This window comes from Streptomyces sp. NPDC051214 (assembly GCF_040682375.1).
Lineage (GTDB): Bacteria > Actinomycetota > Actinomycetes > Streptomycetales > Streptomycetaceae > Streptomyces.
In genome coordinates this window covers 13,785-34,748 of sequence record NZ_JBFBAT010000025.1, presented here as the reverse complement: position 1 = coordinate 34,748, position 20,964 = coordinate 13,785, and the positions used below count along the sequence as shown (strand labels likewise).

Annotated in this window: 25 protein-coding genes; 14 read left to right on the top strand and 11 right to left on the bottom strand. The window is 70.1% G+C overall.

Annotated elements, in window-relative coordinates; all coding sequences use genetic code 11:
• Positions 1-61: 61 nt before the first annotated feature.
• Entirely contained in the window at positions 62-499 is a 438-nt protein-coding gene (gene dtd / locus AB0M70_RS40450; RefSeq protein WP_365828572.1) for a D-aminoacyl-tRNA deacylase, read from the bottom strand.
• Positions 500-713: 214 nt separating this feature from the next.
• On the opposite strand from dtd, the gene AB0M70_RS40445 reads away from it, so the two are divergent.
• Both AB0M70_RS40445 and AB0M70_RS40440 read left to right on the top strand, forming a co-directional pair.
• On the top strand, positions 714-1,394 hold the full coding sequence (locus AB0M70_RS40445; protein ID WP_365828570.1) for a hypothetical protein: 681 nt from the start codon (positions 714-716) through the stop codon (positions 1,392-1,394).
• A 61-nt stretch (positions 1,395-1,455) separates the two neighbouring features.
• On the top strand, positions 1,456-2,433 hold the full coding sequence (locus AB0M70_RS40440) for an asparaginase (RefSeq protein WP_365828568.1): 978 nt from the start codon (positions 1,456-1,458) through the stop codon (positions 2,431-2,433).
• A gap of 152 nt (positions 2,434-2,585) precedes the next feature.
• Here the strand turns inward: AB0M70_RS40440 and AB0M70_RS40435 are convergent, their stop codons facing one another.
• Positions 2,586-2,771: a hypothetical protein gene (locus AB0M70_RS40435; RefSeq protein WP_363312811.1), complete on the bottom strand. Its 186-nt coding sequence runs from the start codon at positions 2,769-2,771 to the stop codon at positions 2,586-2,588.
• A 207-nt stretch (positions 2,772-2,978) separates the two neighbouring features.
• On the opposite strand from AB0M70_RS40435, the gene AB0M70_RS40430 reads away from it, so the two are divergent.
• Positions 2,979-3,890: a GntR family transcriptional regulator gene (locus AB0M70_RS40430; protein ID WP_365828566.1), complete on the top strand. Its 912-nt coding sequence runs from the start codon at positions 2,979-2,981 to the stop codon at positions 3,888-3,890.
• A 1-nt stretch (position 3,891) separates the two neighbouring features.
• Here AB0M70_RS40430 and AB0M70_RS40425 read toward each other — a convergent pair whose 3' ends face one another.
• Positions 3,892-4,080: a hypothetical protein gene (locus tag AB0M70_RS40425; protein WP_365828564.1), complete on the bottom strand. Its 189-nt coding sequence runs from the start codon at positions 4,078-4,080 to the stop codon at positions 3,892-3,894.
• A 125-nt stretch (positions 4,081-4,205) separates the two neighbouring features.
• On the opposite strand from AB0M70_RS40425, the gene AB0M70_RS40420 reads away from it, so the two are divergent.
• Positions 4,206-5,099: a winged helix-turn-helix domain-containing protein gene (locus tag AB0M70_RS40420; protein WP_365828679.1), complete on the top strand. Its 894-nt coding sequence runs from the start codon at positions 4,206-4,208 to the stop codon at positions 5,097-5,099.
• Between the two features lie 29 nt (positions 5,100-5,128).
• On the top strand, positions 5,129-5,842 hold the full coding sequence (locus AB0M70_RS40415; RefSeq protein ID WP_365828562.1) for an HAD hydrolase-like protein: 714 nt from the start codon (positions 5,129-5,131) through the stop codon (positions 5,840-5,842).
• Between the two features lie 11 nt (positions 5,843-5,853).
• Here the strand turns inward: AB0M70_RS40415 and AB0M70_RS40410 are convergent, their stop codons facing one another.
• Positions 5,854-6,039: a hypothetical protein gene (locus tag AB0M70_RS40410; protein WP_365828560.1), complete on the bottom strand. Its 186-nt coding sequence runs from the start codon at positions 6,037-6,039 to the stop codon at positions 5,854-5,856.
• 164 nt (positions 6,040-6,203) lie between these two features.
• On the opposite strand from AB0M70_RS40410, the gene AB0M70_RS40405 reads away from it, so the two are divergent.
• Positions 6,204-7,067 (top strand): winged helix-turn-helix domain-containing protein, encoded by an 864-nt coding sequence (locus tag AB0M70_RS40405; protein WP_365828558.1) that lies wholly within the window; start codon positions 6,204-6,206, stop codon positions 7,065-7,067.
• Between the two features lie 131 nt (positions 7,068-7,198).
• Positions 7,199-9,163: a phosphotransferase gene (locus AB0M70_RS40400; protein ID WP_365828557.1), complete on the top strand. Its 1,965-nt coding sequence runs from the start codon at positions 7,199-7,201 to the stop codon at positions 9,161-9,163.
• Here the strand turns inward: AB0M70_RS40400 and AB0M70_RS40395 are convergent.
• Complete coding sequence (locus AB0M70_RS40395) at positions 9,144-9,890, bottom strand: ABC transporter permease (RefSeq protein WP_365828555.1); 747 nt, start codon at positions 9,888-9,890, stop codon at positions 9,144-9,146. The genes AB0M70_RS40400 and AB0M70_RS40395 overlap by 20 nt on opposite strands.
• Positions 9,883-10,881: an ATP-binding cassette domain-containing protein gene (locus AB0M70_RS40390; RefSeq protein ID WP_365828553.1), complete on the bottom strand. Its 999-nt coding sequence runs from the start codon at positions 10,879-10,881 to the stop codon at positions 9,883-9,885. Before AB0M70_RS40390 ends, AB0M70_RS40395 begins: the two co-directional genes overlap by 8 nt.
• Positions 10,882-10,986: 105 nt before the next feature.
• Here AB0M70_RS40390 and AB0M70_RS40385 point away from each other — a divergent pair, with 105 nt between their 5' ends.
• The gene (locus AB0M70_RS40385; protein ID WP_365828551.1) at positions 10,987-11,121 is read left to right on the top strand and encodes a hypothetical protein; all 135 of its coding nucleotides are present in this window, start codon (positions 10,987-10,989) and stop codon (positions 11,119-11,121) included.
• Positions 11,118-11,840, top strand: coding sequence for a TetR/AcrR family transcriptional regulator (locus AB0M70_RS40380; RefSeq protein WP_365828549.1), 723 nt, complete (start codon positions 11,118-11,120; stop codon positions 11,838-11,840). The genes AB0M70_RS40385 and AB0M70_RS40380 overlap by 4 nt, the downstream gene beginning before the upstream one ends.
• Positions 11,841-11,855: 15 nt before the next feature.
• On the opposite strand, the gene AB0M70_RS40375 is transcribed toward AB0M70_RS40380, so the two are convergent.
• Positions 11,856-12,476 (bottom strand): TetR/AcrR family transcriptional regulator, encoded by a 621-nt coding sequence (locus AB0M70_RS40375; protein WP_365828677.1) that lies wholly within the window; start codon positions 12,474-12,476, stop codon positions 11,856-11,858.
• 180 nt (positions 12,477-12,656) lie between these two features.
• Here AB0M70_RS40375 and AB0M70_RS40370 point away from each other — a divergent pair, with 180 nt between their 5' ends.
• From AB0M70_RS40370 to AB0M70_RS40360, 3 genes are all read left to right on the top strand, one after another.
• The gene (locus tag AB0M70_RS40370) at positions 12,657-14,732 is read left to right on the top strand and encodes an AAA family ATPase (protein ID WP_365828547.1); all 2,076 of its coding nucleotides are present in this window, start codon (positions 12,657-12,659) and stop codon (positions 14,730-14,732) included.
• A 62-nt stretch (positions 14,733-14,794) separates the two neighbouring features.
• Positions 14,795-15,112: a metalloregulator ArsR/SmtB family transcription factor gene (locus AB0M70_RS40365; protein ID WP_363312820.1), complete on the top strand. Its 318-nt coding sequence runs from the start codon at positions 14,795-14,797 to the stop codon at positions 15,110-15,112.
• Positions 15,109-15,966, top strand: a complete 858-nt coding sequence (locus tag AB0M70_RS40360; RefSeq protein ID WP_365828545.1) for an SRPBCC family protein — start codon at positions 15,109-15,111, stop codon at positions 15,964-15,966. Before AB0M70_RS40365 ends, AB0M70_RS40360 begins: the two co-directional genes overlap by 4 nt.
• A gap of 12 nt (positions 15,967-15,978) precedes the next feature.
• On the opposite strand, the gene AB0M70_RS40355 is transcribed toward AB0M70_RS40360, so the two are convergent.
• Both AB0M70_RS40355 and AB0M70_RS40350 read right to left on the bottom strand, forming a co-directional pair.
• On the bottom strand, positions 15,979-17,454 hold the full coding sequence (locus tag AB0M70_RS40355) for a penicillin-binding protein 2 (protein ID WP_365828543.1): 1,476 nt from the start codon (positions 17,452-17,454) through the stop codon (positions 15,979-15,981).
• 91 nt (positions 17,455-17,545) lie between these two features.
• The gene (locus AB0M70_RS40350; protein ID WP_365828541.1) at positions 17,546-18,496 is read right to left on the bottom strand and encodes an NAD(P)-binding domain-containing protein; all 951 of its coding nucleotides are present in this window, start codon (positions 18,494-18,496) and stop codon (positions 17,546-17,548) included.
• A 111-nt stretch (positions 18,497-18,607) separates the two neighbouring features.
• Between AB0M70_RS40350 and AB0M70_RS40345 the strand changes: the two genes are divergently transcribed.
• The gene (locus AB0M70_RS40345) at positions 18,608-19,600 is read left to right on the top strand and encodes a helix-turn-helix domain-containing protein (protein ID WP_365828539.1); all 993 of its coding nucleotides are present in this window, start codon (positions 18,608-18,610) and stop codon (positions 19,598-19,600) included.
• An 11-nt stretch (positions 19,601-19,611) separates the two neighbouring features.
• Positions 19,612-20,085, top strand: coding sequence for a pyridoxamine 5'-phosphate oxidase family protein (locus AB0M70_RS40340; protein ID WP_365828537.1), 474 nt, complete (start codon positions 19,612-19,614; stop codon positions 20,083-20,085).
• Between the two features lie 20 nt (positions 20,086-20,105).
• Here AB0M70_RS40340 and AB0M70_RS40335 read toward each other — a convergent pair whose 3' ends face one another.
• Together AB0M70_RS40335 and AB0M70_RS40330 are read right to left on the bottom strand one after the other, a co-directional pair.
• Positions 20,106-20,519: a VOC family protein gene (locus tag AB0M70_RS40335; protein WP_365828535.1), complete on the bottom strand. Its 414-nt coding sequence runs from the start codon at positions 20,517-20,519 to the stop codon at positions 20,106-20,108.
• 10 nt (positions 20,520-20,529) lie between these two features.
• The gene (locus AB0M70_RS40330; protein ID WP_365828675.1) at positions 20,530-20,949 is read right to left on the bottom strand and encodes a helix-turn-helix transcriptional regulator; all 420 of its coding nucleotides are present in this window, start codon (positions 20,947-20,949) and stop codon (positions 20,530-20,532) included.
• Positions 20,950-20,964: the final 15 nt, after the last annotated feature.

Below are 20,964 nucleotides of genomic sequence, written 5' to 3'. Positions count from 1 at the left end.
GGGTGATCGGGTGGGTGGGCGGGAAAAATCCGTCGCGAAGCGGCGGTTCAGTGCGGCCCGGTCACATCTCCAGCAGCACCGTGAACGGGCCGTCGTTCGTCAGGGACACCCGCATCTGTGCGCCGAAGCGCCCCGTCGCCACCGTCGCGCCCAGCGCGCGCAGTTGGGCGACCACCTCGTCGACGAGGGGCTCGGCCACGTCGCCGGGCGCGGCGGCGTTCCAGGTGGGCCTGCGGCCCTTCCTCGCGTCGCCGTACAGCGTGAACTGGCTGATGACCAGCAGGGGCGCGTCGATGTCCGAGCAGGACTTCTCGTCGGCCAGCATGCGAACGGACCAGAGTTTGCGGGCCAGTTGGGCCGCCTTCTCCTTGGTGTCCTCGTGGGTCACGCCCACCAGGACACACAGTCCCTCGCCGTCGATCTCGCCGACCGTCTCGGGGCCGTTCTCGCCCGGGACGACGACGCTCGCCCCGTCCACCCTCTGCACCACAGCACGCATACGGCCCATCATGCCTGCTCGGCCGTCTGGTCAGGCGCCCGCTCAGGCGCCTGCTCCGAACGGCCGTGGTGCGCCGCCGGATGCGCCGCCCATGGGGTGTCCTGAACCCCCCATCTGGGGCCGATTGGGGGCACTCGCTCACATAGCGGCCACCGGGGGTGGCACCATGCTCACACGCGGTGTACCGCGCCGGTCGAGGGGACGGTAGAGCCACATGAGCACACCAAGTACGGGACAGCCGCCCGGATCTGTGTCGCTGACCCGCATGAGCGTCGCGCGTCGTACGAACGCGGCGCGCCCGCCCATGCAGCGCACGGGCAGTGCGGTCACGGGCAGTGCGGTCACAGGCATTGCAGTCACAGGCAGTGCGATCACAGGCAGTGCGGTGCTGTCCGAGCAGCCCGTGCACGACCTCGCCGCGCTGCTCCTGCGTGAGCTGCGTGAGCTGCGCAGGGAAGCGCAGCAGAACGAGGCGGACCTGAGCTATGTCCGGCGCCTGCTGCAGGGCCGGATCGACATCCTGCGGGCCGAGGTGGCGCGCCGTAAGGACCCGACGGCGCCACAGCCGGAGGGGCCGCTCGTGCACCGGCTCTCCGAGATCCTGACGGACGGGCCGGCCCGGCATCGCTCGTCGGCCCGGCATGTGACGCTGGGCACGCCGCACAGCGTGGAGGTCGGTCTCCTGGCGACGGAGATGCTCGCCGAGGTCGAGCTCTCCGACCTGGACGCCCGCACGGACGACGAGCTGCACACGGCCATGGGGCGCCTCGTCCGCTACGAGCAGCAGGTTTCCCGGCGCCGCCAGCAGCTGCAGCGCACGGCGGACGATTGCAGTGCGGAGATCGCCCGCAGGTACCGTGAAGGTGAAGCACAAGTAGACGACCTGCTCGCGTGACCCGGTGATCCCGGCCTTCGCGGGCGGCCCGTGACGCCACCCCCGCCCCGGAAGGCCGAAGATGACCTCCACGTCCGTCGAGTCCGCCGCCACCCCTGTCATATCCCCGGTCCTCGCCGAGGTCGTACGTTCAGGCTTCGTCGAGGGCCGTCACAGGGGAAGTCTGGTGCTGCTCGCGGCGGACGGCAGTGTGGAGCTCGCGATGGGGGACGTGACGGCTCCCGTCTTCCCGCGGTCGGCGAACAAGCCGATGCAGGCGGCCGCCGTGCTGCGGGCGGGGCTCGACCTGGCGGGCGAGCGCCTCGCGCTGACCGCAGCGAGCCACTCCGGGGAGGTGTTCCACCGGGACCTCGTCCAGAAGATGCTGGCCGAGCGCGGTCTGACGGCGGCGGACCTGCAGTGCCCGCCGGACCTCCCGCTAGACGCGGTCGAGGCTGAGACATATCTGGCAGCGGGTGCCGTTCGTGACCGGGTAACGATGAACTGCTCCGGCAAGCACACGTCCATGCTGGCGGTGTGCGAGCTCAACGGCTGGCCCACGGATTCCTACCTGGACCCGCAGCACCCTCTCCAGCGGCTGATCCTCCAGGTGGTCGAGGAAGCGGCGGGGGAGCGGGTGGCGGCCGTCGGCACGGACGGCTGCGGCGCGCCCCTGATGGCGATCTCCCTGACCGGCCTCGCCCGCGCCTTCCGGCACTTCGTCCTCGCCCCCGAGGGTTCGGCGGAGCGGCGGGTCGCGGACGCGATGCGGGCCCACCCGGAGTACGTGGCCGGCACGCGCCGCCCCGACACCTGGCTCATGCGGGAGATCCCGGGCGCCCTGTCCAAGATGGGCGCCGAGGCGGTCCAGGCGTTCGCGCTGCCGGACGGCCGTGCGCTGGCCTTCAAGGTGGACGACGGCGGGATACGGGCTCTTGGCCCCGTCCTGGCCCGTGCGCTGCGCCTGGCGGGAGTGGAGGACGACGTACTCACCCGCGTCGGCCGCGCGCCCCTGCTGGGCGGTGCGGCGGAGGTGGGGGAGATCCGGGCGGCGTTCTAGCCCGGGGACGGTCGCTGGAGCCGGGTACGGGCGCTGGGCCCGCATACGGGCGCTGGGCCCGCGTACGGGCGCTGAGCCCGTGTGGATGACGCGCTGATGGCTGACCGGGCTCCCGGCTCCCCTCCGGATGGGGGCCCGGCCAACCAGCTCTGTCAGCCCGACTGGGCGAGCAGCAGGACGAGGAGCGCAGCCCCGACGCCGCTGATTTTGGTGTTCTTGGCCTTGATGCCCACGGTCAGCAGGACGAAGGCGACGATGCCCAACGGTCCGTACTTCCACTGGATGAGCTGCTCGAATCCGATGGCGAGGGCGGCGATGACGATGGCGATGAGCGGCATGACGTTCCCCCTTTCGGGACGGGGCATGCGAACCCCGTCCCCTCCGGTCGGTGGCCATCCGGTGGCGGACTACTGGCGGCCAACCCCTAGGGGTTCCTGCCAGGTTGCCTAAGTTGGCTACCAACTTCATCTGAGTTATCTCCGCGATGGCTCGATTCATAACCACCTTCCGAGCAACTCCCCAAAGATGGCGCGAAGTTGTACTGTTTGGTTGTGAGCCCGGAACCTGCACCCGTCAACGGGATGAAGAGGCCACCTAGGTCGCACCACGAGGTGGCCGACGAACTGCGCGACCGGATCAGGTCCGGTGCGCTGCGGCCGGGCCAACGCATGCCGACCCAGGCCGAGCTCGCCGACGAGTTCGGCGTCGAGCGCGGCGCGATACGCGAGGCGCTGCGCACCCTGCAGAGCGAGAAGCTGCTGGCGAACGTGTCCAAGGGGAGCCCGGCCACGGTCGCGGTCACCTCGAAGCAGGCGCTGGCCGGGCCCGGTGGCATGAAGCCGCAGCCCACCATGGTCGGCCTCGCCCCGCGCATCGCGGCGGCGTTCGAGGCCCCCCATGTGGAGATCGACGCGCTCTGTCTGACCTCCATCTCGCTCACCATGGCGATCGGGGAACCCCTCCGTCAGATTCACGCCGGACAGCTGAAACCGGCCAAGGTCGACGTCCGGGTGCTGCTGCCGAGCCGCAACATCGACCTCGCCTTTCCGGCGCCGGTGGACAGCGGGGACGACGAGAGCGGCCAGGTGCACAGGCGCTGGCTCGACCAGCGGAACGCGCAGGGGCAGGTCCTGCGGCACAATCTGCGGGCGCTGCGGGCCTCGCACGGCATCGACGTACAGGTCTCGTTCCGCGCGCTGCCGTTCACGCCGCCGGTGAAGCTGTATCTGCTCAACGGCTCAGAGGCACTGTTCGCGTACTACACGCTGGCCAAGCAGAGCGAAGAGATCGACCACGAGTACCTGGAGATGTACGACGCCCAGGGCGCGCAGTCGATGCTCTTCCCCTTCCACCAGGGTGACGGCCTGCGGGACACGACGTTCGTGGAGCAGTCCCATCTCTGGTTCAACGCGCTGTGGGGCACGATCAGCCAGGACCTGGAACTGGCGCGCGGCTAGCTCAGAGGGCGGGGCCGGTCATCGTCAGCGCGAGGACGACGGCTCCGATGGAGCTGCAGGTGGGGCTCTTCGCCTTGATTCCGACGGTCAGGAGCAGGAGCCCGACGATGCCCACGGGCCCGTACCGCCACTGCACGAACTGCTCGAAGATGACGACGGACGCTGCTGCGAGGAGGGCGAGGACGGCCATGATGGTTCCCCCTTCTGCCACCTCAACTGAGTTGGCAACCAACTTCACTTAAGTTGTCCCCACTTGGTCCCACAACATAAACAACTTCGAGACAACTGCCCTGAGATGGCGCGGAGTTGTATCGTCTGGTCGTGACCCAGGAGAACGTTGCAGTGAACGGCAGCAGAAAACTCACTCCCCAGGACATCGCAGACACCCTCCGCGACCGCATCCGCACCGGCGACCTCAAACCGGGCGACCGCCTCCCCACCCAAGCGGTGCTCGCGGAGGAGTTCGGCGTGGAACGCGGGACGGTGCGGCAGGCGCTGAGGACACTGCAGGACGACGGACTACTGGCCAACGTGAGCAAGGGCAGCCCACCACGGATCGCCGCGGAACCCCCGGGCCCGACCGCGGCGGGCTCGGAGCCGCAGGCCTCGATGGTGGGCCTTGCACCACGGCTGGCGGCGGCGTTCTCGGAGCCGCAGGTGCAGATCGACGTCGTCTCGTACACGGCGGAGACACTGATCCTGGCGCTCGGTGATCCGCTGCGGCGCATCCACGAGGGGCGCATCCGCCCCGCATCGATCAACGTCCGCATCCTGTTGCCCAGCAGCGACATCGACCTCGCTTTCCCCAGACCGGTCAACGGCCAGGGCGACGCGGACGGCAGGGTCCACCAGCGCTGGCTGGCCCTGCGCAACACCCAGGGGCAGGTCCTGCGGCACAACCTGCGTGCGCTGCGGGCCTCGCACGGCATCGACGTGGACGTCTCGTTCCGCGCGCTGCCGTTCACGCCGCCGGTGAAGCTGTACCTCCTGAACCAGCGGGAGGCGCTCCTGGCCTACTACACGATCGAGCGCAGCATGCTGGACTTCGGCAGCGCGGAGATGGAGGCGTTCGACGTGTCCGGACTGAAGTCGCCCCTGTTCTCCTTCGACAGGAACGCGGCCCCGCGGGACGCCGCGTTCGTCGACGAGTCCCAGAAATGGTTCGACGCGCTCTGGGCAACCATCGCGACGGAGCTGACACTCTCTTAGTGACTCCTGATACGACGCAGACTGAGTGGATGGCAGAAGAGACCGAAAACCTGCGGGAACTGATCGAACGCGCCCGCTACGTCCTCTTCGACTTCGACGGCCCCATCTGCCGGCTGTTCGCCGGGCACTCGGCGGAGCGGATCGCCGCGGGCATGGTGCGCGGGTTCGCGGAGCGAGGCCTGCGTGGACCGCTGCCGGAAGAGGTACTGAAGTCGGGGGATCCTCAGGCCGTCATGCGCGCCGTCGCCGCTCGGCACCCCGGCAGCGATCTGATCACCGAGATCGAGGAGCAGCTCACTCAGGAAGAGCTGAAGGCGACGGACACCGCCTGGCCCACGCCGTACGCCGATCCGGTGATCCAGACCTGGGTCCAACTCGATACCAGGCTCGCCATCACCACCAACAATTCCGCGCGTGCGGTGACGAAATACCTCGAGTCGCGCAACCTCACCCGCTGCTTCGCCCCGCACGTCTACGGCCGCACCCAGGACCTGGATCTGCTCAAGCCGAATCCGTACTGCATCAAGCGTGCCTTGAGCGCCATGGGCGCCGCACCCTCCGACGCGCTGATGATCGGCGACGCCGCGACGGATCACGAGGCCGCGGTCGAGGCCGGAGTGACGTTTCTCGGCTACGCCCGGAACGAGCGCAAGATGAGGCTGCTGCGCGATGCGAAGGTCAAGCGCGAGCACATCGTGAGCTCGCTCGAGCCCGTACTCGAGATCCTCCGTACGAAGGGCTGAGCCGAGGCTGATCAGGGGGCCTGCACCATGGAGAGCAGCAGGCCGACCGCGCCCAGGGCAATCCAGTTCACGTTGCGCGCCCGGGTGCCCGCGAACAGCAGTGCCAGGCAGATGAGCCCCACCATCCCGTACCGCCACTGTATGAACTGTTCGACGCCGACGACCATGAGGGCCGACAGCAATTGGGCGATGGCCATGATTCCTTCTCCCCCGCGATCAAATCCTCGCGATCATTCCAATTGGGCTGGTTGTTTCAGGGAGTTGTCCCCCGGCGGCAACATCGACTAACCAAAGGGCATATGTCGATGCGTAGTTGACTGAAATTGGCACGGTTGGCGGGCGTGAGCGGTACGGTCGCTGTGTGAGTGACGAGCGACTCGGTCCGGGAGGCAAGGAGTTCCAGCGTGTCCTCGATCAGCTGCGCGAGTGGCTGTCGGACGGCACGTACGCGGTCGGATCGCGTCTGGCCACCCAGCGACATCTCGCCGAGGAGTTCGGCGTTTCGCGGGACACCATCCAGCGGGTGCTTCGCGTCCTCATCGGTGAAGGCTGGATCGAGGCCAGGCAAGGCAGCGGCGCGCGCGTCGTCAAGGTGTCGAGGGTGCACTCGGCGGGCCCTGCGGCAGAGCGGGTCCACCTGGGAAAGCTCATCGACCAGGCTTTCGAGCACCCCGAGGTCACGCTCGACGTCGCCCTGCTGACCTCCGAATCGCTCGACGCCCATGTCCGGCTGCAGGCGGACCGCATCACGTCCCGAGAGATCCACCCGGAGCGGATCACGGTCCGGATGCTGCTCCCGTCGGAGTCGTCGCCACTGCCCTACCCGCGGGCGAAGCATGATCCGGATGATCCACGGCCGCAGGAGCGACTGCGCTCCATAACTCGGGCCCACACCGAGTCGCTGCGCCGTGTGCTGCGCGAACTGCAGAGCCAGGGCCTGGTGCCGTCCGCGACGGTGGAGATACGGAGGGTCCCCCTGGTGCCGACGTTCAAGCTCTACGTCCTGAACGGGGTCACGGCGCTCTTTGGTCCCTACGAGGTGGTGCAGCGCCGCATCGTCATGGACGACGGCGAAGAGATCGAAGTCGTGGATGTCCTCGGCCTGGGTTCGGACCTGAGCCACTACGTGAAGGAAGAGACTCCTGGGGCGGAGTCCCAGGGTTCGCTGTTCGTCCGTTCCATGGAGTCCTGGTTCAACTCCTGCTGGGAACTGCTCAGCGAGTAACGCCGGGCGCACAGGCGCGTTACCTCCATGGCAACTCTCGCCCATGTGCTGCCCTCGCGTCGCGCGGAACAGTGCGTGTCATTAGGCTGTGCGGCAATTTCGGGTACGCGCGCGAGCATCAGGAGCAGCACGTGGCGATCAGCGCCTGGACGAACGAGTCTCTGGTCTTCCGTGCCGTTCGCCCCGTACTGCGCGAGCTACCGGATCACCTGGTCACACAGGAGGACCTGGCGGCGCTGCGCTACACGGTCGGCGTACCCCTGGAGCAATTCTGCGAGGACGGTAAACCGGTCGACCCAGGACGGATCACGTCCCTGGCCGAACTGCTGGCGCAGCTGGTCCTGGTGCGCAAGGAGTCCCTGCCGGCCCCCGTCGGCGCCTGGCCGCACGACGAGAAGGACAGCGGAGGGTTTCTGCGGGAACTCGCCCGGCACCTGCACGAGCGAGACGTGCAGTCCAATTGGGCTGAATTCGGCGGATTGTTTGGCGCCTTCGGGATCGCGCCGGACGCCCTGGTCCAGTGCGCGGCGCGGGCGCCCTCGATGGCCAGGCGCCCGTACAGCCTTCTGAACACAGACCTGCGTCGCGCCACCGCCCTTTTCTCCTGCGACCGGGATCAGCCGGTCAGCCTGGACTGGTCCCAGGCGACGTACGGCGACCCCGCGTACGACCTGGCGTCGCACCTGGTGCGCATGCGCTATCCCGAATTCCAGTGGCAGGAGGTCATCGAGGCCTGGGCGCTCGCCATGCGCAAGAGGAGACCCTCGGCCGTCACCAGGGTCGACAGGGACGTCTGGAACTACATCGCCCTCGAGCAGGTCCGTGCCGTCCATCTCGACGTGATGAGGGCGGCCCGGTCTCTCGGGGAGACGCTCGACAGCACACGGCTCGGTACGGCTGCCGAATCCGTGCGTCAGTGCCTGCAGGCGGCGGAGAAAGTGCTGGGCCTCACCTCTGTGCCTGAGGAGAGCGCGGTCGAGCGGGCGCTCTTCCGCTGGCAGGCGGCCCGCATCGAGAGCCGGCACGCGGCAGCAGTCAGCGGTCCACCGGTCGTCACCACGTTCTCCTGGCAGCCCGACGACCGCGTGCCGGAACGTCCCGACTTTCCCCGGACCGCGGTCCTCCAGGCGCTGGCTGCCGAGGGTGCGGCACAGCAGCATCGGGTGTTCAAGGGCACGGCCCACCTCAACACGGTGGTGCGGGTGGACGGAGTCGACCATCCCGTCGTGGTGCGGCGGAAGGCACAAGGCGTGCCGCGTCGCGAAGGCGGCTTCCTCAGTGAGCACGCCGTACTCGCCGCCATCGAGAAGTCGGGGGCCGGGGTCAGCGCGCCGAAGATCCTTGCACTCGGATTCAGTGACCGGGGCGACCCGTTCGCCGTCCACTCCTACGAAGGCCCGCTCGGTGGCGAGCAGCCGCCGGACCACCCTGTCCACGGTCTCTCGCCCAGCGAGGCGGACAGCCTCGTCGACCAGCTCCACGCGCTGACCCGGGTCGACTGCCAGGGGCTCGATCCCGCCGCGTCGAAGACCAGCTTCTACGGCAGCCTCAGCAGGGAACTGGCCCGCTTCGTGCACTCGCTGCCCAAGGAGACCCAACGGCAGGCCCGGTCCCGGGGGCTGCCGAATGGATGGCGGCTCCAGGAGATCCTCGGAAGGCACGAGACCACGGCCCGCACCTCGGTGCTGCTCCACGGCGACCTCAATCCCTGGAACCTCGTGCGGGCCGAGTCCGGCGATCGGCTCACCATGATCGACTGGGAGCTCGCGATGATCGGGGACCCCCTCTACGACCTGGTGCGCCATCTGCACCTGACGCCCACGCGGGTCGAGATCCGGCAGCGTATGTTCGCGCGGTGGGCCCGCGTGCTCCCGCCCGAGTACACCAAGGGATGGGAGGAGGACTGGCCGGTGTACCGATGGATCGAACTCGTCCGGTCCGCCTACGTGGACCTGGACCGGCTCGCGACCGGTGCCGCCATGGACAGCCCGAACGTGAAGCGTGCGGTCGATTCGTACGCGATGACGCTGGACGCGGCCAAGGCCTCGCTCGGACTGCACCGCGCCCATGCGGGCCTCAAGCCGTCCGCCTCCTGAACAGCACCCCCGAAGCCCCCGCCGACGCCCCCACGATGGCCGTGCACCACGCCAGTGCCACCCATGAGGTGGAGCCCACCGGGTGGTTGAGGAGTAGGCCTCGGAGGGATTCGATTACGGGGGTTACCGGCTGGTTTTCTGCGAAGGGCTGGAGCCACGGCGGCATCGTGGTCGTGGGGACGAAGGCGCTGCTCGGGTAGGGGAGGAAGCTCACGAAAAACGTGAAGCCGCCCGCCGCCTCCGGGGACTTGGCCAGGAGGCCCACCGCGGCCGAGAGCCAGGACAGGGCCAGGATGAAGGCCAGGAGGATGGCCGCAGCCGCCAGCCAGCCGGACAGGGTCGCCCTCGGGCGGAAGCCGATCGCGAAGGCCAGGGTCAGGACCAGGGTCGTGGCGATGAGATTGCGGGCCACCGAGGCGAAGACGTGGCCCGTCAGGATCTGGGTGCCGCCGATGTCCAGCGAGCGGAAGCGGTCGATGATGCCGCCCTTCAGGTCCTCCGTCACCGCGATCGCCGTGTTCGACGAGCCGAAACCCGCGCAGAGGAGGAGCACTCCGGGGACCACGTACGTGACGTACGACCGGGTGTCTGTCTTGATCGCACCGCCGAAGAAGTAGACGAAGATCAGCAGAATCATCACCGGGAGCGCCATGGCGGTGACCAGGGCGTCCACGTTGCGGCGGCTGATGCGGATCGCCCGGCCGGTCATGATCAGGGCTTCAGACATGGGCCGGTCCCGAGGTGTGTGAACGTGGCGACGGGCCCGTGAGGGACAGGAACACGTCGTCCAGCGTTGCCGTGCGCAGCGTGAAGGTCGCGAAGTCCGTGCGGGTCGGGTCCAGGTCGTCCAGGAGGGCGCGTACGTTCCCCGCCGTGCCGTCCGTCGGGAAGCCCAGCGTCAGGGTTTCGGGGGCGTGGTGCGTGGCCCGGTCGGTCAGGCGCAGATACGCCTCCCGGGTGGTGAGCCTCGCCTCCAGGCGGTGACCCGGCAGAAGGGATTTGAGGGACGACGGTGAGCCTTCCGCCACGATCTTCCCCTCGTGCAACACCGCCACCAGGTCGGCCAGTTGGTCCGCCTCCTCCAAGTACTGCGTCGTCAGGAAGACCGTCGTGCCCTGCGCCGTCAGGTCGCGTACCACCTCCCACATCTCGTGGCGGCTGCGCGGGTCGAGGCCCGTCGTCGGCTCGTCGAGGAAGATGACCTCCGGCTCGCCCACCAGGCCCGCCGCCAGGTCCACCCGGCGGCGCATGCCCCCCGAGTACGTGCGGACCAGGCGGTCGGCCGCTGCCGTCAGGTCGAAGCGGGCCAGGAGTTCCGCCGCCCGTGCGCGGGCCGCGGGGCGGGAAAGGCCCGCGAGCCGCGCCATCATGCGGAGGTTCTCCGTGCCGGTCTGCGTCTCGTCGACCGCCGCGAACTGGCCGGTGAGGCTGATCGCGCGGCGGACCTCGCGACGCCCCGTACGGATGTCATGGCCTGCCACCCGCGCCGTGCCCGCGTCCGCGGTGGCGAGCGTGGTGAGGATACGGACGGCCGTCGTCTTGCCGGCACCGTTCGGGCCCAGGAGCGCGAAGACGGTGCCCGGCGGCACGTGGAGGTCGATGCCTCGGAGTACGGGGATCGGGCGGCGGGGGCCTGCCTTGGAGTGAGATCCGGCTCCGGCTCCGTACGTCTTGGTGAGGGCTGTCGCTTCTATGGCTGGGGCTCGTGTGGGTGGCATGGGGTGGCTTCTCCCGGCGGCGGCTTGTGATGGCTTCTTGGGCGCGCCTTACGCTACTGCGTAAGCTATACGCACTACTGAGTAAGGGTTACGCAGAACTACGATGTGCGTCAAGAGGGGCGGGCGGACCGGGAACAGGGAGGCGGCGGCTCATGGCGGCGGACGGTGACGGCGCGCAAGGGCAAGGGCAAGGGCAAGGGCAAGGGCAAGGGCAAGGCGAGGGCTCCGGTCTTTCCGTGAGCCTCGAAACCGCCTGGGGGCTGCGCGAGCGGCCGTCGAAAGGGCCCAAGCCCGGCCTGAGCCTCGAACGCATCGTCGACGCCGGTATCGCCGTCGCCGCGGCGGAGGGGATCGGCGCGGTCTCCATGGGGCGCGTCGCCAAGGCGCTCGGCGTCTCGACGATGTCGCTGTACCGGTACGTCTCCGCCAGGGACGAGCTGTACGTCCTCATGCAGGACGCGGCGACCGGCGCCCCGCCCGAGATGCCCGCCGGCATCACGGGGTGGCGGGCGCGGTTGGAGTGGTGGGCGCGGGCTCAGCGCGAGGTCTTCCGGCGCAACCTGTGGCTCGTGCGTGTCCCCGTCACCTCGCCTCCCGCCTCACCCCACGCCCTGGAGTGGATGGAGCAGGGGCTCGCGGCGCTCGACGGCAGCGGGCTCGACGAGGGCCGGAAGATTTCCGTGCTCATGCTGGTGGGCGGGTTCGTGCGCAACGAGGTCGCGCTCATGGCCGATCTGGACGCGGCCATGAGGGCGGGGGGCCAGGGTCCCGACGAGGCGATGCGGCGGTACGTGCGTACCGTCGACGCGCTGACCTCGACCGCGCCCGAACGGTTCCCGGCGCTGCGGCGGACTCTCGCGGCGGGCATCTTCGACGCCGCGGACACCGAGGACACGGAGTTCGAGTTCGGGCTCGGGCGCGTGCTTGACGGGGTGGCGGTGCTGGTCGAAGACCGGTGACGGCGACGGCCTTCCTCAGGCGTACGCCGCCAACCCCGACCGCAGTTGCCCGAACGCCCTGTTCGCCGCCACCACCGCGTCCGGCCACACCGCCTCCGCGCTCTCGCCCGCGTCGATGCGGCGCCAGTTCTCCATGGCGAGGATGCGCTGTACGGCGATGATCTGGCCGGCGGCCAGTCGCGCGGCCAGCGCCTCGGCGTCATCTGAAGCCGCATCGCCCGACTTGCCACCCAGCGCCTTGCCCAACGCCTCGCCCAGCGCCTGTTCCGAGCGCTCCTGATACGCGTACAGCCGGGCCACCAGTGACGGCGTCCCGTACAGCAGGCGGTGGAAGGCCAGTACGTGGACGTTGTCGCAGAGGCCGGTCACCGGGTCCTGGCGCTCCAGGCCGTCGAGGAAGTGGCGCTGCAGGGCGTCCAGGGGGGAGCGTTTCGCGGGGCGCCCGGTCACCACGCGTGCCGCCTCGTCCACGTGGTCCGCGAACCGGTGGAGTACGAGGTCCTCCTTGGCCGGGAAGTACCGGAACAGGGTCGGCTTCGAGATCTCGGCGGCCGCCGCCACCTCCGCGACCGGCACCTTCTCGAAGCCCTTCTCCAGGAAGAGCGCGATCGCCGCGTCGGAGACCGCCTGGTACATCCGCTGCCGCTTGCGTTCGCGCAGGCCGGGGCCGCCGGTGGCCACGGTGGCGCCAGTACCCGTGCCCGCTTCGGGGCGGCCCTCTTCGTCCGTCATGGCGTGAGCCTAGCGCACCGCTGATGCGCGGTAACGAATTTAACCGGTCTACAAATTTAACTCAGTTACATTATTCTTGGTCGCATGACGCGACTCGACGAAGCCCTGGCCCAAGAACGCCGCTACCACGACACCTGCCGCGCCGCCCTCACCGGCATGGTCGACGGCGCCGAGGAGCAGGTCGTCAACGGAGCCGACGTCTCCGCGTCCGGAGCCGACGCCGAAGTCCTCGGCTACCAGTTCCGCAGCCACGCCAAAGCGATGCGCGAACTCCCCGAAGCCCCCCTCTTCTTCGGCCGCCTCGACTTCGCCCCCGACGGGCCCGAAGCCGCCGAAGCCGGTGATCACCGCGGGCAGAGTTACCACGTCGGCCGCCTGCGCATCACCGAACATCCCTCGGCCCCGCCGCTCGTCGTCGACTGGCGCGCCCCCGTCTCCCGCGCCTTCTACCAGGCGGGAGCCCGCGACCCCCAAGGCGTCGCCGTCCGCCGCCGCTTCGGCTGGGCCCCCGGCAGCAAGGGCGACTCCGCCGACCTCACCGGCCTGGAGGACGAACCACTGGCCGGCGCCACACCGGGCGCTCCGCTCACCTCGCCCGCCCCCAGCAGCCGCATCCTCGCCGGAGAGATCGAGCGCCCCCGCGTCGGCCCCATGCGCGACATCGCGGCCACCATCCAGCCCGAGCAGGACGACCTCGTCCGCGGTGAACTCACCGCGTCCGTCTGCGTCCAGGGCGCCCCCGGCACCGGCAAGACGGCCGTCGGCCTGCATCGTGCCGCCTATCTCCTCTACACCCACCCCCAGCGCGTGCAGCGCGCCGGACTGCTCATCCTCGGCCCCAACCGCACCTTCCTGCGCTACATCGCCGAGGTGCTCCCCTCCCTCGGCGAGACCGGTGTGCGGCAGTCCACCGTCGCGGACGAGATCGCCAGGGCCACCGCGCCCGTACGGGCCGAGGACGGCGAGGCCGCGGCGAGCGTCAAGCACGACGCCCGCATGGCGGAGGTCCTGCGCCGCGCGCTCTACTCCCGGGTCGCACCGCCCATCCGCTCCCTCGCGGTGCCGGACGGTTCGTACACCTGGCGGGTCACGCTCGACGACCTGGAGCGGATCATCGCGGACGTGCGCGCCGAGGAACCCCCCTACGCCGTCGGCCGCGAGCGCGTGCGCACCCGTGCCGTCCGGCACATCCAGGACCAGGCCGAGCGCCGCGCGGGCGCCGTGAACAACGCCTGGCTGCAGAAGATCTCCCGTGCCCGCCCGGTCTCCGCCTTCGTCGACGAGGCCTGGCCCAGGGTCAAGCCGGAGGAGGTGCTCGCCGCCCTGCTCGCCGACCCGGCAGCGCTCGCCGCCGCGGCCGACGGCATCCTCACCCCGGACGAGCAGCGGGCGATCTGCTGGGACCGGGCCCCGCGCTCGTACAAGTCGGCGAGGTGGTCGGCCGCCGATCTCGTCCTGCTCGACGAGATCGCCGGGCTGCTCGAACGGCCCGAGGGCTACGGCCACATCGTCGTCGACGAGGCCCAGGACCTCTCCCCGATGGAGGCCCGCGTGATCGCCCGCCGCGCCGGTTTCGGCTCGCTCACCGTCCTCGGCGACCTCGCCCAGGGCACCACCCCGTGGGCGGCCCGCGGCTGGTCCGAACTCCTCGCCCACCTCGGCAAACCCGACGCCACCGTCACCCCGCTGACCACGGGTTTCCGCGTGCCGAAGGCGGTCGTGGGGCTCGCCAACCGTGTCCTCGCCTCGCTCGACGTCGACGTACCGCCCGCCCGGTCGCTGCGTACGGACGGTGAGCTGAGGGTGCGGGAGGTGCGGGCCGTCGACATCGCCGCCGCCACCGTCGACGCGGTGCGTGCCGCGCTGGCCCGCGAGGGCTCGATCGGCGTCATCGCCGCCGACGCCGACACCGCCCGCCTGCGCGAGGCTCTCACCGCGGCCGGCATCGACAGCGCGGGCCCGGACGACCTGGGCGCGCGCGTGACGGTGCTGCCCGCGTCCGTCGCGAAGGGCTTGGAGTACGACCACGTCGTGGCCGTCGAGCCCGCCGCCATCGCGGAGGCGGAACAGCGCGGGCCAAGTCGCCTCTACGTGGTCCTGACCAGGGCGGTGTCCCGGCTCGACGTGCTGCACAGCCGCCCGCTGCCGTGGGAGGAGTGAGTGAGCGACACCCGCCCGTGCATGCCGTTGCGGTTATATAGCCGAAGAGTTATGTTCGGGGTATGCCCATACCGTTCGACGTCCTCGCCGAGCCGAGCCGCCGCAAGATCCTCGACCTGCTGCTCGAACGCCCCCACCTGGTCGGTGAGATCACCGAGCGGCTCGGGCTGAGCCAGCCCGGCACGTCCAAGCATCTGCGGGTCCTGCGCGACGCGGGTCTCGTGCGGGTGCGGCAGGACGCGCAGCGCCGCTGGTACGAGCTGCGGCCCGAGCCCCTCGCCGAGCTCGACGCCTGGCTCGCGCACTACCGGCACCTCTGGACCGGCCGGCTCGACGCCCTCGAACGGCACCTCGACGTCATGGACGGTGACCCCTCATGAACCCGCACTCCGACACCCTCGGCCCCGACGAGGAAGGCGACCGCAGCGTCCTGCGGATGGAGCGCCGCCTCGCCCACCCGCCCGCCAAGGTCTGGGCCGCGATCACCCGGCCGGAGCACCTCGCCCAGTGGTTCCCCTCCGAGGTGACCCTCGAACTGCGGCCCGGCGGCGCGATGGGCTTCCACTTCCCCGGCGACGAAGGCTCCGGCATGACCGGCGAGGTCACCGACGCCGACGAACCCCGCCTCTTCGCCTTCAGCTGGGGCGAGGACCACCTGCGCTGGGAGATCACCCCGGACGGCCCCGACGGCCGTGGCTCGCTCCTCACCCTCGTCCACACCTTCGGCGACCGCTTCGGCGCCCCGAGCTTCGCCGCGGGCTGGCAGCTGTGCATCTCGGCGCTCGGCCAGTTCCTCGACGGCGGGCGGGCCGAGGTGAGCCGGGACGTGGGCGAGCTGCACGAGGCGTATCTGGAGCAGTTCGACCTGGGGCATGGGCAGGTCACCGGCGAGGGCATCCGTTTCGAGCGGCAGCTGGTGCGGTCCGCCGACGCGGTGTGGGCCGAACTCTGCTCGGGGGAGGTGCCGTTGGAGGGCGACACGGCGCCCGACGGTTTCCTTGCGGACGGCGTGTCCGCGGGCCCGGTCACCGCGCTGCGGGCGCCGGAGTTCCTCACGTACGCCGTGCATCCCAAGGGTGAGGTGCGCTGGGAGTTCGGCGAGGGCACCGGCTACGGCACCCGGCTCGTCCTCACGCAGACCGGCCCGTTCGACGACGCGGCGGCCAAGGACGAGGCACTCGCCGCCTGGCACGCCCGCATCGAACGGCTGGCGGGGCGGCTCCTCGAAGGCTGAACCGGCGACGGGCTAGTCGTCGAGGACCGCCTCCATGACCGCCTTCGCGATCGGCGCCCCGAGCTTGCCGCCCGCGATCTCCGAGCGCGGGATGTTCATGTCCTTCGGGTCGACGAAGACGGCGACCGCGACCGGGGACGAGCCGTCCTCGTTCTTGGCGTAGGAGACGAACCAGGCGTACGGCCGCTCGTCGTTGACGTTCGAGCCGTGCTGGGCGGTGCCGGTCTTGCCGCCGACCGTGACGCCGTCGATCTGCGCCTTGTTCGCCGTGCCCTCCTCGACGGTGTGCTCCATCATCTCCTGCACCTTGCCCGCGGTGTCCTCGGAGACGGCCTGGCTCAGTTCCTGCGGCTTGCCCTTCTCGATCGTCGAGAGGTCGGGGCCGCGCAGCTCCTCCACCATGTACGGCTTCATCACCTTGCCGTCGTTGGCGAGGCCCGCCGCGACCATCGCCATCTGCAGCGGCGTACTGGTCAGGCTGCCCTGGCCCATGCCGGTCAGGGCGGTCTGCGGCTTGTCGAGGCCGTCCGGGTAGCTGCTCGCGGACGAGCGCACGGGGACGAACTGCTGCTTGTTGAAGCCGAACTTCTCCGCCGTCTCGCGCATGTCGTCGTCGCCGACCTTGAGCGCGGTGTCCAGGAAGACGTTGTTGCACGACCACTGCATGCCGACCTTCAGGGAGGCCTTGTCGCAGGGGGCGCCGGGCACGTCGTTGCCGATCGTCGTGGAGCTGAGCGGCAGCTTGTAGGGGGCCTTGGCGTCGGTGCGCTCGTCGATGTCGTCGATCACGCCGTGCTCGAGGGCCGCCGCCGCGGTGAGGATCTTGAAGGTCGATCCGGGCGGGTAGATCTCGCGCAGCGCCCGGTTGGAGAGCGGCTTGTCCTTGTTCTTGCTGAGCCTCGTGAACTCCTTGCCCTCCTTCTGCGAGATCCCCGCGAAGACGGAAGGGTCGTACGAGGGGGTGCTGGCCATCGCGAGCACCTTCCCGGAGCGCGGGTCGAGCGCGACGACCGCGCCCCGCGCGTTGAGGTCCACCAGACCTTGGTACGCGGCCTTCTGCGCCTTGGGGTCGATGGTCGTGATGACGTCGCCGCCCTTGCGCTTCTCGCCGGTCAGCATGTCCAGGGTGCGGCGGATGAAGAGGCGGTCGTCGTCGCCGCTGAGCACGTCGTTCTCGACGCCCTCCAGGAAGGTCGCGCCCTGGGCCTGCGAGAAGTAACCGGTGACCGGCGCGTACATGGGGCCTTCCTTGAAGACCCGCTGGTACTTGAAGTCGGTGCCGCTGACTTCCTTCGAACCGGTGATCGGCTTGCCGCCGACGATGATGTCACCGCGGGGGTGGGAGAACGCCTCGATCTGCACGCGGCGGTTCTTGTCGTGCTTCGCGAGCGACTCGCCCTCGGCGAACTGCACCCAGGTCGCCCGCAGCAGCAGGGCGAGCGTCAGCACCCCGCAGAAGACGGCTATGTGGCGCAGCGGCTTGTTCATCCGGTCCCCCCAAGACCCGTGGCACCAGGTGGTGATGACGTTTCATCATGCGCCCGGAGCCACGGATCTCCTGCCTTTTGTTGCCGAATGGTCACACTTGCATCGTGTCCCGCCGGTCCCCCCGCAGAACCTCGATCACGCTCGCATAGCTGTCGGAGCCGTGCCCGGCGGCGCTCGCCCGCTCCATGGTGGCCTTCAGGAGTTCCGGCAGCGCGTTGTCGACACCGCGGTCGGCCGCCGCGTGGATGAGGTGCCCGATCGCCGCGATCTGTACGTCGACGGTGGCGTCGTCGCCCGGATAGTGCCCGGCGTCCACCTGGGCCGCGTACGTGTCGAGGAAGCCCGCGACGGCGTGCCGCATCCAGCGGATGGCGACGGGCGTGAAGTCGGTGGCCTTGGTCGCGTCCGCGCCGACCATGGCCGTGCCGTGCAGCCAGCCGGTGAACGTGGACCACATCAGACCGAGCAGCGCGGCGTCGTAGAGCGAGGCGCGGCCCGGCTCCGCGCCCAGGTACAGCGGGTCGCCCAGCGCGGCGAGGATGGCGCGGTGTGCGTCGAACACCTCGGCCGAGCCGCTGTAGAGGAACATCATCTCCGGCTTTCCGACCCCCGGCGGAGTCGTCATGATCGCCCCGTCGAGATGGCCGAGCCCGAGCGACTCGGCCCACTTCGCCGCCTCACCGGCCTGCTCCGGGGAGCCCGAGGTGACGTTGACCAGGGCCTTTCCGGCGAGGGCGTCGGCGACCGGGTCCAGGACGGCGTGCAGGGCGTCGTCGTCGAGCACGCAGGCGATGATCAACGGGCCGGCGGCGACGGCCTCTTCGGGGGTGGCGGCGAGGCGGGCGCCCCGCGCGACGAGGGGTTCGGCCTTGGCGGGGGAGCGGTTCCAGACGGTGGTGGGGTGGCCGTTGTCCAGGAGGGCGGCGGCGAGGGCGGCGCCCATGTTGCCGAGGCCGATGACGGTGACGGGGGTCTTCGGTTCGGTGGTCGTGCGCTCTGCGCTCGTGCTGCCTGCGGCGGCGTACTCGTTCTCTGCGTTCATGCGGACCACGCTCGCAGCGGGCGGCGGCGTCGGACAGTGACAGGGGTGACGGTGGCCACCAAATTCCTGCCACGCCCCGACGCGGTCCCGACGCGGCTTACGCTCACCGTCATGAGCGCTGGTTCCGTGGCCCTGGTGGTGACCGAGGAGATAGCGATCCCGTCCTGGGATCTGTACGAACTGAGCATCCCCTGCACGGTGTTCGGGAAGCCGCAGCCGGATCTGGCCGAGCAGTGGTACGACTTCCGGCTGTGCGGCACCGCGCACGAGGACGAGGGAGCTGCCTTCAGCCTGACGGTGCGTACCCCCTACGGCCTGGACGACATCGTCGGGGCGGACACGGTCATCGTCACGTCGGTGCCGGACGCGTGCGTGGAGGACGGCCGCCCGCTGCCGGACGGCCTGGCGGCGGCGCTGCGTCGCGCGTACGACGAGGGCGCCCGCATGGTCTCCCTGTGCACCGGGGCCTTCGCGCTCGCCGAGGCGGGGCTCCTTGACGGCCGCAGGGCCACCGCGCACTGGATGCACACCGCGCAACTCGCCGCGCGCTACCCGAAGGTGGACGTCGACGACTCCGTCCTCTACGTGGACGACGGCGACGTCCTGACCAGCGCGGGCGTCACCGCGGGCCTCGACCTGTGCCTGCATCTGGTCCGCCGCGATCTGGGCGCGCACGTCGCCAACCAGCTGGCCCGCCGCATGGTCGTACCCGCTCACCGCCCCGGCGGCCAGGCCCAGTTCATCGACCTCTCCGTGCCCGCGACGGACGACGAGGGCCTCGGGCCCGTCCTCGACTGGGCGCGGGCCCGCCTCGACCGCCCCCTGACGGTCGACGACCTGGCGCGCCGCGCGGCCATGAGCCCGCGCACCCTCTACCGCCGGCTCCAGGCGGCCACCGGCACGACCCCGCTCCAGTGGCTGCTCAACCAGCGCCTGGCCCGCGCCCAGAGCCTCCTCGAATCGACCGCCGCCCCGATCGACAAGATCGCCGAACTGAGCGGCCTCGGCACGGCGAACAACCTCCGTCACCATTTCCTCAAGCAGGTGGGGGTGTCACCGGGGGACTACCGGAGGGCCTTCGGGGCGGGCGCGGCCACCGGCTAGGGTCGGCGCTCATGGGCAACCCGGAGATCGTTCGTAGGGAAGGCCGTCGCGCGGGGCCGGAGCGTAGGCGCGAGACGCTGGAACGCCTCGGCCGGGAGCGGGACATCTGGCTCTCGACGTCCCACCCGGAGCACGGGCCCCACCAAGTGCCCCTGTGGTTCTGGTGGGACGGCGGCGCGCTGTGGATGTGCACCGGCGAGACCTCCGTGACGGTCCGCAACGCGCGGCAGGAGCCCCGGGTGCGCCTCGCCCTGCCGGACACCGCCGATGTGGTGCTCGTACAGGGGGAGGCGGAGTGCTTCCCGGCCTCCGGCGTCCCGCAGGAGGCCGGGGACGGGTTCGCCGCCAAGTTCGGCTGGGACCCGCGCGAGGAGGAAGGCTCCTTCGTGTATCTGCGGGTGACGCCGAGGACGGTGCGTGCCTGGAACGGCGAGCACGAGCTGACCGGCAGGGTCCTGATGCGGGACGGGGCGTGGGTGGTGTAGCCGCCTGTCCGCGCCCGGTCCTACTTGCGCGGCTGGTTGAAGCGCAGCATGTTGCCCGCCGGGTCGCGGAAGGCGCAGTCGCGGACTCCGTACGGCTGGTCCATCGGCTCCTGGAGCACGTCGGCGCCCGCGGCGCGGATCCGCTCGAAGACGGCGTCGACGTCGTCGGTGCGGAAGATGACGCCGCGCAGCATGCCCTTGGCCATCAGCTCGGCCACGGCCCGGCGGTCGGCGTCCGAGGCGTTCGGGTCGGCGAGCGGCGGTTCGAGGACGATCTCCACGTCGGGCTGCGCGGGCGAGGCGACGGTGACCCAGCGCATCCCCTCGAAGCCGACGTCGTTGCGCACCTCAAGACCGAGCACGTCGCGGTAGAAGGCGAGCGCCTTGTCGTGGTCGTCGACGGCGATGAAGCACTGTGCGAGGTTGATTTCCATGCGTACGACGCTACGTACCGGCGTCGGGTTTCGCTTCTCCGTTCCTGATCGGTGCGTTTTTGGCCGGGGCGTTTTTCGTCGGCCCGTTCTTCACCGGCCTGGTGTGGGTCTTGGCCACGCAGGCGGGGATGGCGGCGCTGTGGGAGTGGTCGCGGGCGCGGTACGCGCTCGGACTCTCGCCGACCAGCTCGGTGAACCGTGAGCTGAAGGAGCCGAGCGACGTACAGCCGACCGCCATGCAGACCTCTGTCACCGACAGGTCCCCGCGCCGCAGCAGCGCCTTGGCCCGCTCGATCCTGCGGGTCATGAGATAGCTGTACGGCGTCTCGCCGTAGGCGGCGCGGAAGCTGCGCGAGAAGTGCCCCGGCGACATGAGGGCGGCTCGGGCGAGCGCCGGGACGTCCAGGGGCTCCGCGTAGTCGCGGTCCATCCGGTCACGGGCCTG

What these genes read in the sequence shown, in the direction of transcription:
- AB0M70_RS40410 (WP_365828560.1), bottom strand. Translation starts at nt 6,039, where the DNA reads ATGGCCATCGCCCAATTGCTGTCGGCCCTCATGGTCGTCGGCGTCGAA.
- AB0M70_RS40425 (WP_365828564.1), bottom strand. Translation starts at nt 4,080, where the DNA reads ATGGCCGTCCTCGCCCTCCTCGCAGCAGCGTCCGTCGTCATCTTCGAG.
- AB0M70_RS40330 (WP_365828675.1), bottom strand. Translation starts at nt 20,949, where the DNA reads ATGGACCGCGACTACGCGGAGCCCCTGGACGTCCCGGCGCTCGCCCGA.
- AB0M70_RS40355 (WP_365828543.1), bottom strand. Translation starts at nt 17,454, where the DNA reads ATGAACAAGCCGCTGCGCCACATAGCCGTCTTCTGCGGGGTGCTGACG.
- AB0M70_RS40435 (WP_363312811.1), bottom strand. Translation starts at nt 2,771, where the DNA reads ATGCCGCTCATCGCCATCGTCATCGCCGCCCTCGCCATCGGATTCGAG.
- AB0M70_RS40445 (WP_365828570.1), top strand. Translation starts at nt 714, where the DNA reads ATGAGCACACCAAGTACGGGACAGCCGCCCGGATCTGTGTCGCTGACC.
- AB0M70_RS40360 (WP_365828545.1), top strand. Translation starts at nt 15,109, where the DNA reads ATGAACCCGCACTCCGACACCCTCGGCCCCGACGAGGAAGGCGACCGC.
- AB0M70_RS40440 (WP_365828568.1), top strand. Translation starts at nt 1,456, where the DNA reads ATGACCTCCACGTCCGTCGAGTCCGCCGCCACCCCTGTCATATCCCCG.
- AB0M70_RS40390 (WP_365828553.1), bottom strand. Translation starts at nt 10,881, where the DNA reads ATGCCACCCACACGAGCCCCAGCCATAGAAGCGACAGCCCTCACCAAG.
- AB0M70_RS40395 (WP_365828555.1), bottom strand. Translation starts at nt 9,890, where the DNA reads ATGTCTGAAGCCCTGATCATGACCGGCCGGGCGATCCGCATCAGCCGC.
- dtd (WP_365828572.1), bottom strand. Translation starts at nt 499, where the DNA reads ATGCGTGCTGTGGTGCAGAGGGTGGACGGGGCGAGCGTCGTCGTCCCG.
- AB0M70_RS40340 (WP_365828537.1), top strand. Translation starts at nt 19,612, where the DNA reads ATGGGCAACCCGGAGATCGTTCGTAGGGAAGGCCGTCGCGCGGGGCCG.
- AB0M70_RS40345 (WP_365828539.1), top strand. Translation starts at nt 18,608, where the DNA reads ATGAGCGCTGGTTCCGTGGCCCTGGTGGTGACCGAGGAGATAGCGATC.
- AB0M70_RS40350 (WP_365828541.1), bottom strand. Translation starts at nt 18,496, where the DNA reads ATGAACGCAGAGAACGAGTACGCCGCCGCAGGCAGCACGAGCGCAGAG.
- AB0M70_RS40335 (WP_365828535.1), bottom strand. Translation starts at nt 20,519, where the DNA reads ATGGAAATCAACCTCGCACAGTGCTTCATCGCCGTCGACGACCACGAC.
- AB0M70_RS40375 (WP_365828677.1), bottom strand. Translation starts at nt 12,476, where the DNA reads ATGTACCAGGCGGTCTCCGACGCGGCGATCGCGCTCTTCCTGGAGAAG.
- AB0M70_RS40415 (WP_365828562.1), top strand. Translation starts at nt 5,129, where the DNA reads ATGGCAGAAGAGACCGAAAACCTGCGGGAACTGATCGAACGCGCCCGC.
- AB0M70_RS40370 (WP_365828547.1), top strand. Translation starts at nt 12,657, where the DNA reads ATGACGCGACTCGACGAAGCCCTGGCCCAAGAACGCCGCTACCACGAC.
- AB0M70_RS40365 (WP_363312820.1), top strand. Translation starts at nt 14,795, where the DNA reads ATGCCCATACCGTTCGACGTCCTCGCCGAGCCGAGCCGCCGCAAGATC.